Consider the following 23,273-nt stretch of genomic DNA (forward strand, 5'->3'; position numbering starts at 1 on the left):
TAAGAACAAACGTTTGGTATGGTGGTGAAGGAATTGCAATATTTATCAGAAAAGCTTTTAAATGGTTTAAACCCAGAACAGCAAAGTGCAGTAAAAGCAACGGACGGTCCGCTTTTACTTATGGCCGGCGCGGGTAGTGGTAAAACGAGAGTACTAACGCACCGTATCGCTTATCTAATTGTTGAAAAACGTGTGAATCCTTATAATATTTTAGCGATTACCTTTACAAATAAAGCCGCTCGTGAAATGAGGGAGCGTATCGGAAAGATGATGGGCGGAGCCGCAGAAGAAATTTGGATCTCTACTTTCCACTCGATGTGTGTAAGAATTCTTCGAAGAGACATCGACAGAATGGGCTATAACCGTAATTTTACTATTTTAGATACAGGCGACCAGCAATCAGTGATTAAAGGAATCCTTAAAGATAAGAACCTTGATCCAAAAAAATATGATCCACGGGCCCTTTTAGGCGCTATTAGTTCAGCAAAAAATGAATTAATTGATCCTGAAGAGTATGCAAAAACAGCTGGGGGTTATTTTGAACAGACAGTCAGCGATGTTTATACAGAATATCAAAAACGGTTAAGGAAAAATCAAGCCCTCGACTTTGATGATTTGATTATGATGACGATTCAATTGTTTCAACGTGTACCTGAAGTCCTTGAATTTTATCAGCGAAAATTTCAATACATCCATGTTGACGAGTATCAGGATACTAACCGGGCACAGTATATGCTCGTTAAGTTCCTAGCAAATCGTTTTAAGAATCTATGCGTAGTTGGTGACTCCGATCAGTCGATTTATCGCTGGCGCGGTGCTGATATTGCCAATATCCTCTCCTTTGAAAAAGATTATCCGGATGCAAAAGTCATATTACTAGAGCAAAACTATCGCTCTACAAAAAGGATTCTCTTAGCGGCAAATAAAGTAATTGAAAATAACGTAACCCGTAAGGCAAAAAATCTTTGGACAGAAAACCCAGAGGGAAACAAACTTGTTTACTATCGTGCAGACAGCGAGCAGGGAGAAGCCCAGTTCGTTGCTGGTAAAATTAAAGAATTAACTCGTGACGGTAAGTACAAGCTTTCCGACGTCGCAATCCTTTACCGGACGAACGCTCAGTCCCGTGTAATGGAGGAAGTGCTGTTAAAATCAAATATTGAATACAGCATCGTCGGCGGAACGAAGTTCTATGACAGAAAAGAAATCAAGGACATGCTTGCCTATTTAAGGCTCATTTCTAATAATGACGATGATATCAGCTTACAGCGTATTATTAATGTACCAAAACGTGGAATTGGATCAAGCTCGGTAGATAAAATGGCAAACTTCGCCGCAATGCATGATATTTCTATTTTTGAAGCGCTTGATTCCGTTGAGTTACTAGGACTGAGTCCCAAAATCACCAAAGGTGCCCGAGAATTTAGAGATTTAATTAAGAACTATACACAAATGCAAGAGTATTTATCTGTAACGGAATTGGTTGAGGATATTTTAGATAAGTCTGGTTATCGTGAAATGCTGAAGGCAGAGAAATCAATTGAAGCCCAAAGCAGACTCGAGAACTTAGACGAATTATTATCTGTAACCAAGAACTTTGAAGAAGTGAATGAAGATAAGAGCTTAGTTGCTTTCTTAACAGATTTGGCACTAGTCGCTGATATTGATTCGTTAGATGAAGACGGAGAAAAAACAGATGCGATTACCCTTATGACTTTGCACTCTGCAAAAGGATTAGAATTTCCAGTCGTCTTTTTAATCGGTTTAGAAGAAGGGGTATTCCCTCACAGCCGTTCATTAATGGAAGAAGCAGAGATGGAAGAAGAGCGCCGTTTGGCATACGTAGGAATTACGCGGGCGGAGCAAACTCTCTTCCTGACAAATGCACAAATGAGAACATTGTTCGGGCGCACAAGCATGAACCCTGCCTCCCGGTTTATCCGTGAAATCCCAGAAGAACTTCTAGAAGGTGTGGAAAAAGAAGAGAGACAGAATACACCGTTTGGTTCAAGAGGAGGAACCTCATTTGGACGAAGTGTTTCAGGCACAACTGGAACGTCTTTTGGAAGAAGCGCTTCGGGTACAACCGGAAGTTCTTTCGGTACACCAGTAACGAGAAAACCAGTAATGAGACCAATAGCCGCTTCCACTGGCGGAGACACTGTCGGTTGGAAAGTTGGCGATAAAGCCGAACATGGTAAATGGGGCATTGGAACAGTGGTAAGTGTAAAGGGTGAAGGTGAAGGAACAGAACTTGATATTGCTTTCCCAAGTCCTACAGGCATAAAGCGCCTGCTTGCAAAGTTCGCCCCGATTACAAAAAAAGTATAATTACAAAGCGATAGATAAAAAATGAATTGCCCCTATTACGGGGCTATTCCCGTATCATTATACAGTGAAAGGGCTGAATGTATGGACCTTCTAACAGCGGAACTGAAAGTTAACGAACTACGAAACCTATTAAATCAATATGGCTACGAATATTATGTGCTTGATACACCATCAGTACCGGATGCAGAATATGATCGCTTAATGCAGGAACTCTTAGACCTAGAGGTACAATTCCCAGAATTAAAAACACCAGATTCACCAACTGTACGTATTGGCGGCGCGGTATTGGACGTTTTTGAAAAAGTAGAGCACCGAACACCAATGTTAAGCTTGGGTAATGCCTTTAATGAACAGGATTTAAGAGATTTTGACCGACGTGTTCGTCAGGCAGTCGGAGATAATGTCTCCTATGTATGTGAATTGAAGATTGATGGTCTTGCCGTTTCTTTACGCTATGAAAATGGCTTTTTTGTCCAAGGGGCTACAAGAGGGGACGGAACCATTGGCGAGGATATTACGGCAAACTTAAAAACCATTAAATCCATCCCTCTTCGGCTGCGGGAAAATGCAACATTAGAAGTTCGCGGTGAGGCGTACATGCCAAAGCGTTCCTTTGAAGCCTTAAATAAGGCCAAAGAAGAACGCGGTGAAGAGTTAGCTGCAAATCCACGAAATGCGGCTGCTGGTTCATTAAGACAGCTTGACCCAAAAATCGCTGCCTCTCGTAATCTTGATGTCTTTTTATATGGAATTGGCGGCGGAGGAGAAAGCCATGCTGTTTCTCATAGTGAGGGCTTAGATTACTTAGATCATCTTGGTTTTAAAACCAATAAAGAGCGCCGAAAATGCCCTACGATAAACGAAGTTATTGAGTATGTGAATAGCTGGGTCGATAAGCGCCCGCATTTACCATATGAAATAGATGGCATTGTAATTAAGGTTGATTCCTATGAGCAACAGAGTAAGCTAGGAACAACGGCGAAAAGCCCGCGCTGGGCAATTGCCTATAAATTCCCTGCAGAAGAAGTTGTGACCACTCTTTTAAATATTGAATTAAGTGTAGGAAGAACAGGTGTTGTCACTCCAACAGCGATACTCAAACCTGTTAAGGTGGCTGGTACAACTGTTCAGCGTGCCTCCTTGCATAATGAAGACTTAATTCGAGAAAAAGATATTAAGATTGGCGACCAAGTTGTGGTTAAAAAGGCTGGAGACATTATTCCAGAAGTGGTCAATGTGCTCGTAGAGCAACGAACTGGGAATGAGCGAGATTTCGAAATGCCAACACATTGTCCGGAGTGTGAAAGTGAGCTTGTCCGACTTGAAGGAGAGGTAGCTTTACGTTGTATTAATCCAAAGTGTCCGGCGCAAATTCGTGAAGGACTGATTCACTTTGTATCACGTGACGCGATGAATATTGAGGGTCTAGGTGAAAAAGTAATCAGCCAGCTTTTTGCAGAAAAACTAATTAGTGATGTTGCTGATATTTATAAGCTTACACGAGAACAGCTTATCGCCCTTGAACGAATGGGTGAAAAATCTGTTACCAATCTTTTAAAAGCAATACAGGCGTCCAAAGGAAACTCATTAGAAAAGCTGTTGTTTGGTCTTGGAATCCGCCATGTTGGTGCAAAAGCAGCAAAAACACTTGCTCAAAACTTTGAGACAATGGAAAGATTGGCTAGTGCCAAAAAAGAAGACCTGCTTGCAATCAATGAAATTGGTGATAAAATGGCAGATTCTATCGTTGCTTTTTTTGAACAGGAAGAGGCAGAGGAACTGCTAAGAGAACTAGTTTCTGTTGGTGTCAATATGGAATATAAAGGTGCAAAACCAGTTTCTGTTGAGGAATCCAACAGCATTTTTGCTGGAAAGACAGTAGTGTTAACCGGAAAACTTGAGCAGCTTGCTAGAAATGAAGCCAAGGAAAAGATTGAAGCTCTTGGAGGGAATGTATCAGGAAGCGTCAGCAAAAAAACGCATCTGGTTATTGCAGGTGAAGATGCGGGTTCCAAGCTTTCCAAGGCACAGGAACTGGGAATTGAAGTGTGGGACGAGGAGAAGCTCTTGGCAGAATTAAATAAATAAGAGGTGTATCAATGTGAGAAAACTCTCATTGCTCGCTCTTTCCCTTATCTTACTGCTTACTGGATGTGCTCCAAATTTTCAAAAGCAGGAGAATGTTGTACAAACAAAAGAAGAGGCAAAAGAGAAAGCAATTATTCCGAAATATAATATTTCTGACAACTATTATCGGACCATTTTACCGTTCGAACCTGGGGAAGCGCGTGGATTAATTGTTGGAAATATTAATACTAGATATGATATTAATGAATTTGAAACAGGATTGATGAGGATTGCACAGCATCAATTTGACCCCAAAACCTATTTGTTCCGTGAAGGACAAGAATTAAAGCGGAATACTGTAAGACTATGGTTAAATCGAAAATTTACTGAAGCACAATTGAAGGAAGAGGGCTTAAAGGCAGATGAAAATATCGGCTTAAACCCGTTAATGGAAGAGGGGGCAGATTTTAAACAAGGAAATACTAACAGCCCTATTTACTTAGCCCATATATTAGAACATGATTACCTAATTAAAGGGGAAAACGATACGGTTAAATTAGGCGGTGTCGTAATTGGACTGGCATTAAATTCCGTTCACTATTATCGTACAGCAGTAGGTGAACCTTATTTTGAAAGGGAAATCGATTTTGCTGAAATGGAACGCGAAGGAAAAAAGATTGCCGAGGAGGTCCTCAAACGTCTGCGGGCTATGAAAAACTTAAAGGATGTTCCGATTACCATAGCACTGTTTGGGCAGCAAAGCAGATCATCTGTCGTGCCTGGCACCTTTTTCACCTATACAAATGTCGATAAAGGGAGCTCCACCATTAATTCGTGGGAGCCGGTTGCTGAAAAGTATTTTCTTTTTCCATCTACTGAGGCACAAGAGGCACACCGTGATGATGTAACGGCATTTCTTAACTTTAAGCAGGATGTAGAGGAGTACTTTCCAAACTTTAATGGTGTTATTGGCCGTGCCTTCTATATTGGCGACCAATTTACCGATTTAGATATTTCGATACCCATTCAGTTCTACGGGAAATCTGAAGCCATTGGGTTTACTCAGTATGTTACGGGACTCGTCTTGGAGCATTTTCCAAATTATATATCCGTTTCGGTGAGTGTTACATCTGTTGACGGACCTGAGGCATTAATTGTCCGCAAAGCAAATGAGGCAGAACCGTTTGTGCATATTTATTAACCTGGTGAAAAATATCAAGACCTAAATTAAAAAATTCTTTATAAATAAAGGACAATACATATTTTAAATGACAAATATGTATTGTCCTTTTGTTTATTTATTTACACAGTACTCCACTGGTGGGCAAGTATTGTGCGAAAAAATATTTATAGGAATGTCCTTTTATTTAAGTAATTGAACACATAGACAACCTTGCCTCTTTTAAAAAGGTAATATAAAGGCGCGGTTTCTTTTAGTATTGCTTTCCACTCTTAATAATATAAAACATTTACTTTATTACACTTGATACATGTTTCATAATATTGATTTCTTTTAAAATGATGATCACAATTTTGTTGTATTTCTACTAAACATTTTTCCAAAAAAGCAAGATGAATTTTCAATTGATTAATTTCCTCTTCAATTTTTTGGATTTTCATCGGAATTGCCTCCCAAGAAAGTTACTGATAAATGTTACCCCCAGATTGTTTAAACTCTGTAGCCTTTTCCTTCATACCCTTTTCGATAGCTTCATTCGCATCAAGCTTGTTTTCTTTCGCGTAATTACGAATATCTTGAGAAATTCTCATACTGCAGAACTTTGGTCCACACATTGAACAGAAATGTGCCGTTTTTGCACCTTCTGCAGGTAACGTCTCATCATGATATTCCAAAGCTCGTTCAGGATCTAATGATAAATTAAACTGATCTCTCCAACGGAATTCAAAACGAGCTTTTGATAAGGCATCATCTCTTTTGTGTGCGCCTGGATGTCCTTTTGCTAAATCAGCAGCATGTGCAGCTATTTTATAAGTTATAACACCTTCACGTACATCATCTCGGTTTGGTAGACCTAAATGTTCTTTTGGTGTTACATAACAAAGCATAGCCGTACCATACCAGCCAATCATGGCTGCACCAATGGCGGATGTAATATGATCATAGCCTGGAGCTATGTCAGTTGTAAGTGGACCTAGTGTATAGAAAGGAGCTTCCTTACAAACCTCCAGTTGTTTGTCCATGTTTTCTTTTATAAGGTGCATAGGTACGTGTCCTGGACCTTCAACCATCACCTGTACATCATGCTCCCAAGCAATTTTTGTTAATTCTCCAAGAGTTTCTAATTCTGCAAATTGTGCCTCATCATTTGCATCCGCAATGGAACCAGGACGTAGACCATCTCCTAAGGAGAATGCAACATCATAAGTTTTCATAATCTCACAAATTTCTTCAAAGTGAGTATATAAAAAGTTTTCTTTGTGGTGGTGAAGACACCATTGTGCCATAATAGATCCACCTCGAGATACAATACCTGTTAAACGCTTTGCTGTTAGCGGAACATATCGCAAAAGAACACCAGCATGAATGGTAAAGTAGTCCACGCCTTGCTCGGCTTGTTCAATTAAGGTATCACGATAAACCTCCCATGTTAGATCTTCGGCAATGCCATTTACTTTTTCAAGTGCTTGGTAGATAGGAACGGTTCCTACAGGAACAGCCGAATTGCGAATAATCCATTCTCTTGTTGTATGAATGTTTTTACCTGTTGATAGGTCCATAATATTATCAGCACCCCAACGTGTGGCCCAGGTCATTTTTTCGACCTCTTCCTCGATGGATGATGAAACAGCAGAATTCCCAATATTTGCGTTGATTTTAACATGGAAATTACGTCCTATGATCATAGGTTCTGCCTCTGGATGATTGATATTGGAAGGAATAATTGCCCGGCCTCTTGCAACTTCATCACGCACAAATTCAGGTGTCATATTTTCCCTTAATGCGATAAATTCCATTTCAGGAGTGATAATACCCTTTTTTGCATAATGAAGCTGTGTGACATTTCTCCCTTTTTTTGCACGTAATGGTTTACGTTTTAAACCTGGGAAAACGTTATGATTAGCACGAGGATCTTTCTCATCCTTATATCCATTGTCTTCAGGCTTAATTTCTCTTCCTTCATATTCCTCAATATCCCCTCGTTCATGAATCCATGAGCTTCGAAGAGCAGGAAGACCTTTTGTAATATCTACTGAATAATCAGCATCGGTATAAGGCCCGCTTGTATCATAGACCCGAATTGGCGGATTTTCTTCTTCACCAAAGGTGCCTGTTGTCGGACTAAGTTCAATTTCACGCATTGGTACTTGGATATCGGGTCTTGAACCTTCAACATAAACCTTTTTACTACCTGAAAAGCTAGACATGATGGAAATGTGTTTTTCGTTTAACGAAGTTGTTGACATAAAGTAAATCTCTCCCTGTTTTAAAATTAAAGGTCGAGATCTAGAACAAACGAGTGGATGAAAAGTAATGAAGTACATAAAAAAAGCCGAGTCCAAAAAGGATGGACCGGCTTTGTATGTAGAAGTTTATTTAATACTTGATGACTTTTTTCTAACTTCCCCACGCTAGTATGATCTAGATCAGGTCCAAAGGGTCAAGAAACTTCAACGTGTTTCTCTCTCAGCCCACCTCATTGGACTCCCCCAGTTATTGCTATTCAATTTGGTTTTAGTATACATAAATCTTAAGTAAAGTTAAAGGCATAATAAAAAAATAGTGCGTAAAGCCGGGTCTTTTTTTGCAAAAATATGACTTCACGGCTATCCATTGATACGTGTAAAAGAATCATGTTAGAATGAACAAGGATGTTATGTTTTTAATACATAGGAGGTTTAAGACATGGTACAACCTTATAAGCATGAACCATTCACAGATTTTACAATTGAAGAAAACCGTCAAGCTTATCTTAACGGTATTAAGACAGTTGAGAGCTATTTAGGCAAAGATTACCCACTTGTAATCGGCGGCGAAAAAATTACAACAGAAGATAAGATCATTTCTTATAATCCCTCAAATAAAGAAGAAGTAATTGGAAGCGTTTCAAAAGCTAGCAGAGAGCTTGCCGAACAAGCAATGCAGGCTGCTGTGGAAGCATTTAAGACTTGGAAAAAAGTAAAAGCTGAGGTACGTGCGGATGTATTATTTAAAGCAGCGACTATTATTCGCCGCCGTAAGCATGAGTTCTCTGCCCTTTTAACCAAGGAAGCTGGTAAACCATGGAAGGAAGCGGATGCGGATACAGCAGAAGCGATTGATTTCCTTGAATATTATGGACGACAAATGCTGGAACTAAAAGATGGCGTACCAGTAAACAGCCGCCCAAATGAATTTAACCGTTATAACTATATTCCGCTAGGTGTGGGAATCATCATCTCACCTTGGAATTTCCCACTAGCAATAATGGCTGGTACAACTGTAGCAGCAATTGTTACAGGTAATACGGTTCTATTAAAACCAGCTTCTACTACTCCAATTGTTGCAGCGAAATTCGTTGAAGTAATGGAAGAAGCAGGTCTTCCTAAAGGCGTATTAAACTTCGTACCAGGAAGCGGTGCTGAAGTTGGCGACTACTTAGTTGACCATAAAGATACTCGTTTCATCAGCTTCACTGGTTCACGCGATGTTGGACTTCGTATTTTCGAACGTTCTTCTAAGGTGAATCCAGGTCAAATTTGGATGAAGCGTTTGATTGCTGAGATGGGCGGTAAAGATACAATTGTGGTTGACTCAGAAGCAGATTTAGAATTGGCTGCACAATCAATCGTTGCCGGAGCATTTGGTTTCTCAGGTCAAAAATGTTCAGCATGTTCCCGTGCAGTAATCGTTGAGGATGTTTATGATACGGTATTAAACCGTGTTGTTGAACTAACCAGCCAACTAATTGTAGGTGACCCAACTGAGCAAGGAACGTTTATGGGTCCAGTTAACGACAACAATGCTTTTAAGAAAATCATGGAATATGTTGAAATTGGCAAGCAGGAAGGCAAGTTAATGACTGGCGGTGAGGGTGACAATTCAAAAGGTTACTTCATTCAACCAACCGTTTTTGCTGACCTTGCTCCAGATTCACGCATCATGCAGGAAGAAATTTTTGGACCGGTGGTTGGTTTCACAAAGGCTAAAGATTTCACGGAAGCAATTGAAATTGCAAACAATACTGAGTACGGCTTAACAGGTGCCGTTATCACGACTAATCGTGAACACCTAGAGCAGGCTCGTGAAGACTTCCATGTTGGTAACCTATACTTCAACCGTTCATGTACTGGTGCAATCGTTGGTTATCAGCCATTCGGCGGCTTCAACATGTCTGGAACGGACTCCAAAGCAGGCGGTCCTGACTATCTATTGCTGCACATGCAAGCAAAAACAACTTCTGAAATGTATTAATCATATATGTGGCAGCCCCTTCTCGATTGAGGAGGGGTTTTTTGTATGTTGAGTATATAGAAGAAATTGTCTAAATGTACAAAAGGCCCTGAGAATTGTTCAAAACGCCCAAAAAATGTAGAAAACTTCTAAAAAAATGTCCAAAAGACCCCAAAAAGTGTCCATAAACTTTCATCTAAAAAAATCCATCTCTATCTTTATGACAATAATGTGAAATGTTTCACAATCTAATCGTTGATTGTGACGTACCTCACAATTTTTCTTAACCCCAGCATTTACAATGTAAATATAGAGAAAAACTTAAAAAATAAAAGACATCGATTAACATATAAGGAGCGATCCAACATGAAAAAACTAGTGATGATAGGGAACGGGATGGCGGGAGTTAGAACAATTGAGGAAATTCTTAAACTATCACCGGCTCAATTTGAAATTACTATTTTTGGACAAGAACCACATCCCAACTACAACCGTATAAAATTATCAAATATTCTTCAAGGTGACACAAGCTTTGAAGAAATCATAATAAATCCGCTCGATTGGTATAAAGAAAATAATATTAAATTATACAGTGGTGAAGCCGTAACAAAGATTGATGTTGAGCAGAAGAAAGTAATATCTGATCAAGGACGCGAAGTAGAGTATGACGAGTTAATAATTGGTACAGGTTCGAACTCATTTATCCTGCCAATTCCAGGTGCGGACAAAATTGGCGTAACCGGTTTTCGGGATATAAAAGATTGTGAAATGATGATCAAATCAGCGGAAAACTATAAAAAGGCAATTGTAATCGGAGGAGGACTTCTTGGACTTGAAGCAGCGCGAGGATTACTAAACCTTGGAATGAAGGTTGATGTTGTTCATCTCATGCCAAATTTAATGGAACGCCAGTTAGATCCAATTGCCTCTGGTCTACTAAAAGCAGAGCTCGAATCCCAGGGCATGAGATTTTTGATGGAAAAGGAAACCGTCGAGATAATCGGTGATGAGCGTGTTGCCGGTCTGCGTTTTAAAGATGGGTCTTTTGCGAGAGCGGACCTTGTTGTAATGGCAATTGGAATCAAGTCTAACACCATGGTGGCGAAAGAAAGCGGAATTTATGTAAACCGCGGTATCGTTGTCAATGATTTCATGGAAACAAGCGCTCCAAATGTGTATGCCGTTGGTGAATGTGCCGAGCATAGAGAAATTGTTTACGGGCTGGTAGCACCACTATACGAGCAAGGAAAAGTGCTTGCTGAACGAATTTGTGGAAAATATCCGGCACCGTACGAAGGCTCGGTGACAGGCACGCAGTTAAAGGTTGCAGGAGTGGACCTTTACTCAGCTGGTGAAATATTTGAAGATGGTACAACAAAATCAATTATGTCCTATAACGAATATGAAGGTAACTTTAAGAGGGTTTTAGTTCGTGATAACAGGATTGTTGGGATTGTACTATATGGTGACACCAAAGATAGTACTAGATTGTTTAGAATGCTTTCGAAAAAAGAAGATATTACTGGAATCTCTATTTTTGAGTCACAGTGTTCAGCGGAAGGAGGCAGCGGTGATATTGCCTCTATGCCGAATGATGAATTGGTGTGCGGGTGTAATGGTGTCACAAAAGGAGCCATTGTTGAAGCGATTAAAACACAAGGCCTGACAACTCTTGATCAAGTTAGTCATTGTACAAATGCCGGCCGCTCTTGCGGGCGCTGTAAGCCAATGGTAAATGATATTTTAGCTTACACATTAGGTGATCAGTTTGACGCTGCCGCTGCACAGAAAACAAGTATTTGCGGATGTACAACTATCAGCCGAGAAGAGTTGATTGCTGAAATCAAAGAAAAAGGTTTAACGAGTGTAAAAGAAGTGATGAACGTCTTAGAGTGGAATAACGAGGAAGGGTGTACAAAATGCCGTCCTGCGATTAACTACTACCTAGGTATGATTCACATGGATGAATACGTGGATGACCGTGACTCCCGTCTAGTAAACGAGAAAATGCATGCGAATATCCAGAAGGATGGAACATACTCAGTCGTACCAAGAATGTATGGTGGTGTCACGACTGCTGCCGACTTGAAGAAGATTGCCGAAGTGGCAGAAAAATATGAGGTTCCACTTGTAAAACTAACCGGAGGACAACGAATTGGCTTGTTTGGAGTCAAAAAAGAAGATTTACCAAGTATGTGGGAAGAGCTGGATATGCCTTCCGGCTATGCATATGGAAAAACACTTCGCACTGTAAAAACTTGTGTAGGAGCACAGTTCTGCCGCTACGGAACACAGGATTCGATGTCATTGGGAATTGAACTAGAGAAGAAATTCGAGCGACTTGATACTCCTCATAAAGTAAAAATGGGTGTGTCAGCCTGCCCAAGAAACTGTTCAGAAGCGGGAATTAAGGATATTGGCTTTGTTGGAATTGATGGAGGCTGGGAAATTTATGTGGCGGGTAACGGCGGTGTAGACCTCCGTGCAGGAGATCTTTTAGATACGGTAAAAACAGAAGCTGAAGTTATGGAAATGACCGGTGCCTACCTGCAATATTATCGTGAAACAGCAAATTATTTGGAGCGTACTTCTAAGTGGGTAGAACGTGTTGGCTTAGAACATGTAAAAGAAGTTCTAGCTGATAAAGAAACTAGAAAAGAATTAAATGAGCGTATGGATCAAACGTTGAAGAAATACATTGAGCCTTGGAATGAGGCAATCGAAAGTGAAGAAATTAAAGATAAATACTATTCAGTACACACTGTTAAGGCAGGAGAGTGATTATAAATGATTGTAACAAAGACTCGGACTCTAGTTGCTGATTATTCTAAACTACCCGTACGCGCTGGATATGCTGTGAAAATCGATGATAAAGAAATAGCTTTATTTAAAGTAACCAATGGTAAAGTATATGGTATTGAAAATCGCAGTCCGCATCCAAAAGGCGGGGTTTTAACTGAAGGTCTGGTAAGCGGTGAATATGTTTTCTGCCCAGTCTATGATTGGAAGATTTCCTTGAGTGATGGAAAAGTACAGGCACCAGATGAAGGGCAAGTAAAAACCTATCAAGTGGAAGTCGAAGGCGATAACGTTTATATTATTAGTTAAGATTGTTTTGGGAAAAGATTGTTGTGATAAGAGCCTTATATAAAGAGTTTGGAAGGATGGCTGCAGGATGAAGACAGGGAAGGTATTTTTAGTAGGAGCAGGACCGGGGGATGTTCGTTTAATCACAGTAAAAGGATTGGAAGCTATTCAACAGGCCGAAGTCATTCTTTATGACCGGCTGGCCAATCCCAAATTGCTGGAGTATGCACCAGCGGATTGTGAGCTGATCTATTGCGGCAAATTACCTGACCGCCATATTTTACGCCAAGAGAACATCAATGATCTGTTGGTAGAGAAGGCTTTAGCGGGCAAAAGAGTCGTCCGGTTAAAAGGCGGAGATCCTGGTGTTTTTGGCAGAGTTGGTGAAGAAGCAGCTGCTCTTGCTCTATTTCAAATTCCATTTGAAATAGTACCTGGCATATCATCGGGGATTGCAGCCCCCCTTTATGCAGGAATACCCGTTACCCATCGCGAGCATGCTGAATCGTTTGCTGTCGTAACAGCGCATGACAAATCCAGCGACGGGAAGCCAATGGTTGATTGGGAAGGGCTTGTCCGTGGCGTCGATACAATAGCTTTTTACATGGGTGTTGGAAATCTGCCGTTTATTTGTGAAAATCTGATGGCTCATGGAAAACCTTCCTGCACTCCGGTTATTTTAATTCAATGGGGTACATTTGGCCGCCAAAAAACCCTTCAAGGTACTTTAAGTGATATTTCTGTAAAGGTCCAAGAGGCTAAATTTAGTAACCCGTCGATCATACTTGTAGGAAAAGTCATTTCCCTTCGTGAAAAAATAAGCTGGTTTGAAAAAATGCCTTTATACGGCAGACAAATTTTACTAGCCCGTACAAGTGAAGGCGCCAGCGGCTTGGCGAAGGAATTAATGAACCAGGGCGCGGATGTAATCGAATTTCCAAAATGGAAAAAGACCATTTTACCTGTGGATGCAGGGAATGTAGCAAATTACGATAAAATTTTGTTTACATCCCCTGAGAGTGTCGGCGAATTTTTTGATGCAGTCATTAAACAAGAAATCGACATCCGAAAAATTAAGGCTGACTTCTATGGCGGCTCCAGCAAATCTATTAATGCCCTAAAAAAACGTGGATTTATGGCTGGCCTTATCGAGGACATGCCACGAGAAGGAAGCTTGCTAGTGGTCGGGGACGATCGTAAATATAAGGTTGAAAATGCAGATTTTCTAGTTACTAGTATAAAAGAGATTGACGAGCAGTTCCTGCCAATTTTTCAACGAATGCTTGAGGAGGCTTCAGTAAATACGATGGTATTTCCAAGCGGAGCATCGGTTGACGTATTTATCGAAGGCTTAAAGAAATGCGATATTGACATTTACCAACTGTTAAAAGATGTCCAAGTAGTGTGCATGGGGCAGCATACAAAAGCTAAGGTTGAAAGCGTTGGACTAGTATCAGATGGAATGCCTGTTTCTGCAACGAGAGAAGCGTTGGTTGAATATTTAACTCAGTGTCCGATTGTATAGGAAAGGCAGGGTTTATGCTTGGTTTCGAATTATCCAATTATGTTAAAGCTTGAGGGTAAGAAAGTAGTCGTTGTAGGCGGCGGTAAGGTGGCAGAACGGAAAGTTACCGGACTGATTGGTACAGGCTCTCTTATCACTGTGATTAGTCCTAATGCTACAGATGAACTTAAAGGGTTAGCTGGCAGTGGAAGGATAGAGTGGCTGGAAAAATCCTTTGCAAAAGAAGACATTGATGGTGCGTTTTTAATTTTTGCCGCAACGAACGATAGTAAGTTAAATCAATTGATAAAAAACGCAGTAAGTGACCAGCAGCTTGTTACGATTGCAGATGACCCAGAAGGATCGGATTTTCATGTTCCCGCACATATTCAGCGGGGACGATTGAGCATTGCGGTATCAACAGGCGGAGCCAGTCCAACATTGGCGAGGAAATTAAGGGAACAGCTGGAACAGCAATTTGTTCAGGAATTTGAAGATTATTTAGAATTCTTATTTTCAGCCAGGCAGCGAGTCTTGAAAGAAGTGAAAGAAGCCTCAAGGAAACGAAAAATATTATCCGCAATTGCCAGTGAAGAGTTTTTAAACAGCCAAAATCGTGAAGCTGACTTTTTACGGCTATTGCAAAACACAAGAAATGACGTGTGAAAATGAATCACACGTCATTTCTTATAAATTTATCACATCGTTATCGTATTCTTTTAATTGTTCTTGTAGATTTGAAATATAATTCATCATCGCTATTCTCACGATTGAAGGGTAATATCGATTATTAAGTTCATGTTCACATTCCTCTAAATCCATTTTTTTCACTGCAATAATTTTGTTTAATTCATCAACGCTCATTTATAAACACTCCCCATATTAAGCTTGCCTTCCCAAATCCAACCATAACAAGTATCACACTCTCCTAATCTATTTCTATAGCTTCAGCATGGACAATTTTTTACTAGTTTATACATCCTTTAACTTGTATAAAAAGTTCATGAAATGGCAAAAAAGATAGAAAAAAGCTGCGAGGGTGGATTATGAACGAAAAAATTAGCCATAGTTATCAAATCCTAGATCAGTTACGTTTACCGCATGGTTTGTATTTAGCGTCTTCTTCCCAGGACTATAAATATGTTTGGTTACGAGATTCTTTTTATATGTCACTGCCTTATTTGAAGCAAAACAATCAAATTTATGAAATGACCTATCATCGGATTCTGGACTTATTTAGAGAGTACGAATGGAAGTTGGATATTCATACGGTACAAAGACCGAGAGAGCAATGGGAATACATCCATTCGAGGTACTCTGCTTCCGAAGTAAGGGAAATCGATACCCCATGGGGACATGCTCAGCATGACGCGATTGGTGCGATTCTATGGGGAATAGGAGTGGGGCAGCAGCATGGGAAAAATATGATTAGAGATGCAAAGGATCATGAGATTGTTCAAAAGCTGGTTGGCTATTTAGGTTGTGTTCAATACTGGGAGGACGAGGATAATGGAATGTGGGAGGAGTGGAGAGAGGTCCATTCAAGCTCAGTCGGTGCCTGTGTGGCTGGCCTTCAAGCAGTCAGAGATATCGTATTTGTACCCGGAGAATGGATTGCCAACGGGTATCAAACGCTATCGCGTCTCTACCCACATGAAAGTAACCAGCGCCCATTTGATTTAGCTCAGTTGAGTTTAATCTTTCCCTACCGGGTTTTGCAAGGGGAAGAAGCGAAAGTAGTTGTCGGCCAAATTGAAACGCACCTTTTACGGGATCGAGGGGTAATCCGCTACAAGGGAGATTCCTATTATTCAACCATTGAACATATGGGAAGGCATCACGATTTATCTTTTTATTATGGTACGGAAGCAGAGTGGACATTTGGATTACCTTGGCTTGCACTATGCCATTTAGAATTAGGTAATCTCGGTAAAGCTAAACACTACATAATACAAACCGAGAACGTTATGCTGCAGGATGGCAGCTTGCCAGAATTGTATTTTGCTCAATCTGAGAATTATAATGCTAATACCCCTTTAGGATGGGGAAGCGCTATGTATATCTTAGCTAAAGAGCGGTATGAAGGAATAATGTAATAAGATGGGGCTGTTGATATACTCAACAGTCTCTTTTTTTATAAAAATAGGCCTTATGTATTATTTTACCTATTTTTATAAAATTTTCAGAAAACTAGTTCCATTTTTAAATTTTGTGTTATATAATACAACACATGGTAATACACTGTATTATAACAAAGAGGTGAACGAGTCCATGTCGACGCAAACAACAGGTATAGAAGTAGTAGGAGCCCTCAAAGCGCACTACAATGAGGTTTTAACACTCGAAGCGCTGAACTTTATTGAGGAGCTGGAACAAAAATTCGGTGCAAGGCGAATGGAACTGTTACAGTACAGGGGAAAACGCCAAGAGGAAATCAATAACGGTAATTTCCCTGATTTCCTTCCAGAAACCAAACAAATTCGTAATGGTAATTGGACAATTGCACCATTACCGAAAGACCTTCAGGATCGCCGGGTAGAGATTACCGGACCCACAGACAGAAAGATGGTCATCAATGCTCTAAATTCTGGTGCAAAAGTATTTATGGCAGATTGTGAAGATGCAACTTCTCCAACCTGGGAGAACATCGTCGAAGGACAAATCAACTTAAGAGATGCAGTAAATCGGACGATTTCCTATGAAAATCAAAACGGAAAAAGATATGTGCTGAATGAGGAAACAGCTGTCCTGTTTGTTAGACCGCGCGGACTTCATTTAGAAGAGAAACATGTGCTGCTTAATGGCAAGCCTATTTCTGCGAGCTTTTTTGATTTTGGAATGTACTTTTTCCACAATGTTAAACATTTGTTAGCCAGACGAACAGGTCCATATTTTTACCTGCCAAAGCTAGAAAGCCATATAGAAGCAAGGCTGTGGAATGATGTTTTTATTTTTTCGCAAAACAGGCTTGGAATTTCTCAAGGAACCATTAAAGCGACTGTCTTAATTGAAACCATAATGGCGGCATTTGAAATGAATGAAATCCTATTTGAATTAAAGGAACATTCAGCGGGCTTGAACTGCGGCAGATGGGATTATATTTTTAGTTATTTAAAAAAGCTTCGTAAACATGAAAATATTATTCTGCCAGATCGATCCCAGGTAACCATGACTGTGCCGTTTATGCGTTCTTATTCATTGCTTACCATTCAAACCTGTCACCGCCGGAAGGCACCGGCGATTGGAGGGATGGCAGCACAAATACCCATCCGAGATAATCCACAGGCAAACGAGGAAGCATTTGCAAAGGTTCGTGCTGACAAAGAGCGAGAAGCAAGGGATGGTCATGATGGTACATGGGTAGCACACCCTGGTTTAGTACCAGTAGCGCTTGAAGTATTTGATCGAGAAATGCCGGTAGCTAACCAGATTCATACAACCAAACAACAAAAGATTACGATAACAGCCAGTGATCTCCTTGAATCACCCGTGGGTACGATTACTGAAGAAGGTGTCCGCGTTAATATCAATGTTGGAATTCAATATATTGCTTCCTGGTTATCCGGAAGAGGAGCTGCACCGATCCACAACTTAATGGAGGACGCAGCAACGGCTGAAATCTCAAGAGCTCAGTTATGGCAGTGGATCCGCCAACCGAGAGGTATACTTGCGGACGGTAGAAAAGTAACCACAGCTATGTATGAGCAGTATAAGGTTGAGGAATTAGAAAAAATTAAGGTTGAGATTGGCTTGTCTGCCTATGAGAATGGGCGTTTGGATGAAGCGGTTAAGCTATTTGACAGTTTAATCCTAAACGATGAATTTGTAGAGTTTTTAACCTTACCTGGAAATAAGCTTTTATAAAAAATTTTAATAGATTAATAGGAGGAATTTAGAATGACAAATTCAAGAGCGAAGGCATTACAAGAAAGCTGGGAAATGGATAAGCGCTGGAATGGGATTACTAGACCATATAGTGCTGAGGATGTTATTAAACTTCGTGGTTCACTAGATATTGAGCATACATTGGCTAAACGTGGTGCAGAAAAACTGTGGAAGCAATTGAATGAAGAAGATTATATTAATGCTTTAGGAGCACTAACAGGAAATCAAGCTGTTCAACAGGTTAAGGCTGGACTAAAGGCCATTTATCTTAGCGGCTGGCAAGTCGCAGCCGATGCGAACCTCTCTGGACATATGTATCCGGATCAAAGTTTATATCCTGCCAACAGTGTACCGAGTGTAGTAAAACGCATTAATCAAGCACTTCAGCGTGCAGACCAAATCACTCATTCAGAGGGTGATAATTCTATCGACTGGTTTGTGCCGATTGTAGCGGATGCAGAAGCAGGCTTTGGCGGACAGTTAAACTGTTTTGAACTGATGAAAGGAATGATTGAAGCCGGAGCAGCAGGTGTTCATTTTGAAGATCAGCTTTCCTCTGAGAAAAAGTGTGGTCATTTAGGAGGAAAAGTCTTATTGCCGACACAAACGGCAGTTCGTAACTTAATTGCTGCTCGCTTAGCGGCCGATGTTATGGGGGTTCCAACTGTATTGGTTGCGCGGACAGATGCAAATGCTGCTGATTTAATTACAAGTGATATCGATATGAATGACGCGCCGTTCATTACAGGTGAGCGGACAGGGGAAGGTTTCTTCCGGACTAAAGCAGGGCTTGACCAGGCGATTGCCCGCGGCTTAGCTTATGCACCATACGCAGATCTGATTTGGTGTGAAACATCCGAGCCAAACATTGAAGAAGCTAGACGCTTTGCAGAAGCAATTCATGAAAAATTCCCTGGCAAACTGCTTGCGTACAACTGCTCGCCATCCTTCAATTGGAAAAAGAAACTAGATCAAGATACAATTGCAAAATTCCAGCAAGAGCTTGGAAAAATGGGCTACAAGTTCCAATTCGTTACACTTGCCGGCTTCCACGCCTTGAACCACAGCATGTTTGAACTGGCTCGCGGCTACAAAGAGCGCGGTATGGCGGCATATTCCGAATTGCAGCAAGCTGAGTTCGACAGCGAGCAGTACGGCTACACAGCAACAAGACACCAGCGCGAAGTAGGAACAGGCTACTTTGACCAAGTTTCCATGGTAATTACAGGAGGAACCTCCTCTACAACTGCTCTAAAAGGGTCAACTGAGGAAGAGCAGTTTACAAAATGATTTTTGGTGGTATGAACCCCTTCTCCGATTGGAGTGGGGGTTTTTTGCTGGAGGAGAAGGAGTTAGTTGCGGATGGCGGGAGATTAGTTGCGGATAGCGGGGGATTAGTTGCGGATGTCGGAAAATACTGGCGGATAACGAGAAACACTGGCGGATGACCGAGGAACACTGGCGGATGGCGAGAAACACTGGCGGATGGCGAGAAATACTGGCGCATGGCGAGAAATACTGGCGGATAACGAGAAACACTGGCGGATGGCGAGAAATACTGGCGCATGGCGAGAAATACTGGCGGATAGCGAGAAACACTGGCGCATGGCGAGAAATACTGGCGGATGACCGAGGAACACTGGCGGATGACCGAGGAACACTGGCGCATGGCGGAAAACACTGGTGGATAACAAAAAAACTCAAATAATCCATACACCAAACACCCCCTTTTGGAAACGAACACTTTTTAGGGTATTATCATACATAATAATAGCCCTTTTAATGGAGTTGATCTAGTTGAAAAAGCAGAGTGTGGAGGAAGTCCTTCAACAGGGGATTCATGGTCCTTTGGAAACGAAGCCGGATGAAAGACGAGAATTTTTAGGAACATTACGAGAACGCATTATTCTTGCTCTTAAGAAAAACCAAGTGGCGGAAACAATGATATATCCTCAAGTAGAGAGGGAAATGAAAAAAAATCCCCAGGCGAATCTCTTATTAAATGGAAATATCGAGTACGCAGCTTTATCAAAATATGTAAAGTTGGCGGCTAAACACAAGATTGAACATAAGATTGTAACCAATAAGGAACGCGATACGGATATAGGCCTATTGCTCGCAATGGACCATGCAATTGATAAAGAAGATATTTACATCACCAAAAAAGAAATCAGTCAGCCGGAACCCCCAAAAAGTAAAGGTCTATTTGCGAAGTTATTTAAAAGATAATAGCCAAAAAGCAAAAGCAGTCAATAGGACTGCTTTTTACTATTTTTAAGGTTAATCGAGTTGGACTAATATTTGGGTATAACTGGAATTAAACGGAAAATTAGAATATTATAAAATTAGATCCATTTATAAGGGGGACAGGAGAACTCATAATGGAAACGAAAGGAAAAATGGTCAGGTAAGGTATCGGGATAAAGTCCCTGTACTTTTCACAAGAGATTACTAGATTACTAAACTCTGACCAAGTCTAGGAGGAGAATTATGAGAAAAGGTAAGGTTCTTTTTATCACGATTGTTTTAATGCTTATTCTTACGGGATGCAAATATCCAACGCTGGAAAAGGCGATTGCTGAAACGATTCCATTTGAAGTCCAAGATGTTTTGTACAAGACGAAAAGCAATGGTATCACGATTGTTCTATACACTACCAAAGCCGAAGGAAAAGAAGTAGAACATATAAAAGAGCCGGTTCTGGGTGTCTCTTTTTTCGAGGGGAATGATGAAAAGGGATGGAAAAATGATGGTCCAAATGGCTGGGAACATGCAGAGAGCGAAACCTATTCCATTTACCATGAAAATTACACAAAGTATGATGAAAAAGGAAATGTTCTTAAAGATATATACGTAGTATTTGGAGAAATCAATAATGAAAACATAACTACCATTGAAATAGCCTATCAGGATACTGAAGATTATAAAAAAGCAAAGATGATTAAGAAAGATGGAAAACGGTACTATGTGGGACTTGGCTTCCGTCCAAAGGTTAGAGCATTAAATAGTAATGGAGAGGTTATTCCGCAACAATAATCAATACATAATTAGAGCGAAAACAACAGGAGCAAAATGCTCCTGTTTTTTGTGCTTACCAATCTAAAAACACTTAACCTGTCTATACTGATAAAGCAATTATTGCGGTAAAGCGGAAAAGTCTGGTATTATCAATAATAAATTAACTAAGACCAAAAGGGATTGGAGGATATAAAATGACACGAATTTCAAACGAGCAGGTTAAGCATGTTGCCAACCTTGCAAGGTTAGCAATAACGGAGGATGAAGCTGAAATCTTCACAAAGCAACTTGACGCGATTATTACATTCGCAGAACAGTTAAACGAGCTGGATACGACAAATATTGAACCTACTTACCATGTGCTCGATATGAAAAATGTATTCCGTGAGGACATTAAGGAAACGGGATTGCCTCGTGAAGAAGTATTAAAAAATGCACCTGACCATCAGGATGGCCAAATTAAAGTTCCAGCGATTATAGGGGAGTAAATCCTAGCCGAAGGAGCTAACTAAAGGAGGGAAAACATGAGCTTATTTGATTATAAAGTTTCAGATCTTCATGAACTTTTACATAAAAAGGAATTAAAGGTTACTGATCTTGTAGAAGAGTCTTATAAACGTATTACCCAAGTAGAAGGAAAAGTTCAGGCATTTTTAACATTGGACGAAGAGAGAGCCCGGCAAACAGCCAGTTCCCTTGATGACAAGCTTGCCACTGACTCCCAAAAGGGTTTGTTATTTGGGATGCCAATTGGAGTAAAGGATAATATTGTCACTAAAGGACTTCGGACCACCTGTGCTAGTAAGATTCTAGAAAATTTTAATCCCATTTATGATGCTACTGTTGTTCAGAAACTTCAGCAGCAAGAAACAATAACAATTGGTAAGTTAAACATGGATGAGTTCGCAATGGGCTCTTCAAACGAAAATTCTCACTATCAAAAGACTCGCAATCCTTGGGACTTAGATAGGGTACCAGGCGGTTCATCAGGCGGCTCTGCTGCTTCCGTTGCGGCAGGAGAAGTTCTATTTTCACTTGGTTCCGATACAGGGGGATCCATCAGGCAGCCAGCAGCTTTTTGCGGGGTAGTAGGGTTAAAGCCGACATATGGACGAGTATCCCGCTTTGGACTAGTGGCATTTGCATCGTCCCTAGATCAAATTGGTCCTATTACCAGAACAGTTGAAGATAATGCCTATCTCCTGCAAGCTATATCTGGATTAGACCCAATGGATTCTACATCTGCAAATGTTCAGGTACCGAATTTTGTGTCTGCTCTAAACGGTGATGTTAAAGGGCTAAAAATAGCTGTACCAAAAGAGTATCTTGGCGAGGGTGTGAATGAAAGTGTTCGTCAGTCGGTGCTCGATGCATTAAAAGTTCTTGAAAAGCAAGGGGCTGTTTGGGAAGAGGTTTCCTTACCTCACTCTAAATATGCATTAGCAGCCTACTATTTGCTTTCATCTTCGGAGGCGTCTGCCAATTTAGCCCGTTTTGACGGCGTTCGTTATGGTTACCGGACACCAAATGCGGATAATTTACTTGATTTATACAAGAAATCAAGATCGGAAGGTTTTGGGGATGAAGTAAAACGCCGTATCATGCTCGGTACCTTTGCATTAAGTTCAGGTTATTACGATGCCTACTATAAAAAGGCACAGCAAGTCCGTACCTTAATTAAGAAGGATTTCGAAGATGTTTTTGAAAAATATGATGTCATCATTGGTCCAACGACTCCAACACCTGCCTTTAAAATCGGGGAAAATATAGATGATCCATTGACCATGTATGTGAATGATATTTTAACGATTCCTGTAAACTTAGCTGGAGTACCAGGAATCTCTGTACCGTGTGGATTTGATCATGGATTGCCGCTAGGTTTACAAATCATCGGCAAGCATTTTGATGAGGCGACCATTTACCGTGTCGCACATGCATTTGAACAGGCAACAGATTATCATAAACAAAAGCCAGGACTATAGGAGGTGA

Annotated in this window: 19 protein-coding genes and 1 riboswitch; of the genes, 16 read left to right on the forward strand and 3 right to left on the reverse strand. The window is 40.7% G+C overall.

Translation table 11 applies throughout. The features are described 5' to 3' along the window. Nucleotides 1-33: 33 nt before the first annotated feature. From pcrA to QNH29_RS01985, 3 genes are all read left to right on the forward strand, one after another. Nucleotides 34-2,331 carry a DNA helicase PcrA gene (pcrA, locus tag QNH29_RS01975; RefSeq protein WP_283863190.1) on the forward strand — a complete coding sequence of 766 codons (2,298 nt, stop codon included), beginning with the start codon at nt 34-36 and terminating at the stop codon, nt 2,329-2,331. Between the two features lie 81 nt (nt 2,332-2,412). Next, entirely contained in the window at nt 2,413-4,419 is a 2,007-nt protein-coding gene (ligA, locus tag QNH29_RS01980; protein ID WP_283863191.1) for an NAD-dependent DNA ligase LigA, read from the forward strand. Between the two features lie 13 nt (nt 4,420-4,432). Next, nucleotides 4,433-5,599 carry a CamS family sex pheromone protein gene (locus QNH29_RS01985; RefSeq protein WP_283863192.1) on the forward strand — a complete coding sequence of 389 codons (1,167 nt, stop codon included), beginning with the start codon at nt 4,433-4,435 and terminating at the stop codon, nt 5,597-5,599. Between the two features lie 251 nt (nt 5,600-5,850). On the opposite strand, the gene QNH29_RS01990 is transcribed toward QNH29_RS01985, so the two are convergent. Together QNH29_RS01990 and thiC are read right to left on the reverse strand one after the other, a co-directional pair. After that, nucleotides 5,851-6,018: a serine protease gene (locus QNH29_RS01990; protein WP_283863193.1), complete on the reverse strand. Its 168-nt coding sequence runs from the start codon at nt 6,016-6,018 to the stop codon at nt 5,851-5,853. A 21-nt stretch (nt 6,019-6,039) separates the two neighbouring features. Next, nucleotides 6,040-7,824: a phosphomethylpyrimidine synthase ThiC gene (gene thiC / locus QNH29_RS01995; protein ID WP_283863194.1), complete on the reverse strand. Its 1,785-nt coding sequence runs from the start codon at nt 7,822-7,824 to the stop codon at nt 6,040-6,042. Between the two features lie 140 nt (nt 7,825-7,964). Then, a riboswitch (TPP riboswitch) is annotated at nt 7,965-8,079 on the reverse strand. 184 nt (nt 8,080-8,263) lie between these two features. Here thiC and pruA point away from each other — a divergent pair. From pruA to QNH29_RS02020, 5 genes are all read left to right on the forward strand, one after another. Next, complete coding sequence (gene pruA / locus QNH29_RS02000; RefSeq protein ID WP_283863195.1) at nt 8,264-9,811, forward strand: L-glutamate gamma-semialdehyde dehydrogenase; 1,548 nt, start codon at nt 8,264-8,266, stop codon at nt 9,809-9,811. Nucleotides 9,812-10,156: 345 nt separating this feature from the next. After that, a complete protein-coding gene (gene nirB / locus QNH29_RS02005; protein ID WP_283863196.1) occupies nt 10,157-12,571 on the forward strand; it encodes a nitrite reductase large subunit NirB in 2,415 nt (804 codons plus the stop codon). Between the two features lie 6 nt (nt 12,572-12,577). Next, nucleotides 12,578-12,898, forward strand: coding sequence for a nitrite reductase small subunit NirD (gene nirD / locus QNH29_RS02010; RefSeq protein ID WP_283863197.1), 321 nt, complete (start codon nt 12,578-12,580; stop codon nt 12,896-12,898). Between the two features lie 67 nt (nt 12,899-12,965). Beyond that, entirely contained in the window at nt 12,966-14,402 is a 1,437-nt protein-coding gene (gene cobA / locus QNH29_RS02015) for a uroporphyrinogen-III C-methyltransferase (RefSeq protein ID WP_283863198.1), read from the forward strand. Nucleotides 14,403-14,441: 39 nt separating this feature from the next. Continuing rightward, a complete protein-coding gene (locus QNH29_RS02020) occupies nt 14,442-15,047 on the forward strand; it encodes a precorrin-2 dehydrogenase/sirohydrochlorin ferrochelatase family protein (RefSeq protein ID WP_283863199.1) in 606 nt (201 codons plus the stop codon). Nucleotides 15,048-15,068: 21 nt separating this feature from the next. Here QNH29_RS02020 and QNH29_RS02025 read toward each other — a convergent pair whose 3' ends face one another. Next, a complete protein-coding gene (locus QNH29_RS02025) occupies nt 15,069-15,245 on the reverse strand; it encodes a hypothetical protein (protein WP_283863200.1) in 177 nt (58 codons plus the stop codon). Between the two features lie 182 nt (nt 15,246-15,427). Here QNH29_RS02025 and QNH29_RS02030 point away from each other — a divergent pair, with 182 nt between their 5' ends. The 8 genes from QNH29_RS02030 to gatA all read left to right on the forward strand — a co-directional run bounded on the left by QNH29_RS02030 (nt 15,428) and on the right by gatA (nt 23,266). After that, nucleotides 15,428-16,477, forward strand: a complete 1,050-nt coding sequence (locus QNH29_RS02030; protein ID WP_283863201.1) for a glycoside hydrolase family 15 protein — start codon at nt 15,428-15,430, stop codon at nt 16,475-16,477. A 175-nt stretch (nt 16,478-16,652) separates the two neighbouring features. Continuing rightward, nucleotides 16,653-18,245, forward strand: a complete 1,593-nt coding sequence (aceB, locus tag QNH29_RS02035; RefSeq protein ID WP_283863202.1) for a malate synthase A — start codon at nt 16,653-16,655, stop codon at nt 18,243-18,245. Nucleotides 18,246-18,278: 33 nt separating this feature from the next. Further along, a complete protein-coding gene (aceA, locus tag QNH29_RS02040) occupies nt 18,279-19,556 on the forward strand; it encodes an isocitrate lyase (protein ID WP_283863203.1) in 1,278 nt (425 codons plus the stop codon). A 154-nt stretch (nt 19,557-19,710) separates the two neighbouring features. Further along, complete coding sequence (locus tag QNH29_RS02045; RefSeq protein ID WP_283863204.1) at nt 19,711-19,974, forward strand: hypothetical protein; 264 nt, start codon at nt 19,711-19,713, stop codon at nt 19,972-19,974. An 89-nt stretch (nt 19,975-20,063) separates the two neighbouring features. Continuing rightward, on the forward strand, nt 20,064-20,495 hold the full coding sequence (locus tag QNH29_RS02050) for a YueI family protein (RefSeq protein ID WP_283863205.1): 432 nt from the start codon (nt 20,064-20,066) through the stop codon (nt 20,493-20,495). A gap of 261 nt (nt 20,496-20,756) precedes the next feature. Further along, nucleotides 20,757-21,302 carry a hypothetical protein gene (locus QNH29_RS02055; RefSeq protein WP_283863206.1) on the forward strand — a complete coding sequence of 182 codons (546 nt, stop codon included), beginning with the start codon at nt 20,757-20,759 and terminating at the stop codon, nt 21,300-21,302. 176 nt (nt 21,303-21,478) lie between these two features. Beyond that, the gene (gene gatC / locus QNH29_RS02060; protein WP_283863207.1) at nt 21,479-21,772 is read left to right on the forward strand and encodes an Asp-tRNA(Asn)/Glu-tRNA(Gln) amidotransferase subunit GatC; all 294 of its coding nucleotides are present in this window, start codon (nt 21,479-21,481) and stop codon (nt 21,770-21,772) included. Nucleotides 21,773-21,808: 36 nt separating this feature from the next. Then, complete coding sequence (gene gatA / locus QNH29_RS02065; protein ID WP_283863208.1) at nt 21,809-23,266, forward strand: Asp-tRNA(Asn)/Glu-tRNA(Gln) amidotransferase subunit GatA; 1,458 nt, start codon at nt 21,809-21,811, stop codon at nt 23,264-23,266. Nucleotides 23,267-23,273: the final 7 nt, after the last annotated feature.

It is taken from the genome of Neobacillus sp. DY30 (assembly GCF_030123065.1).
Taxonomy (GTDB): domain Bacteria; phylum Bacillota; class Bacilli; order Bacillales; family Cytobacillaceae; genus Neobacillus.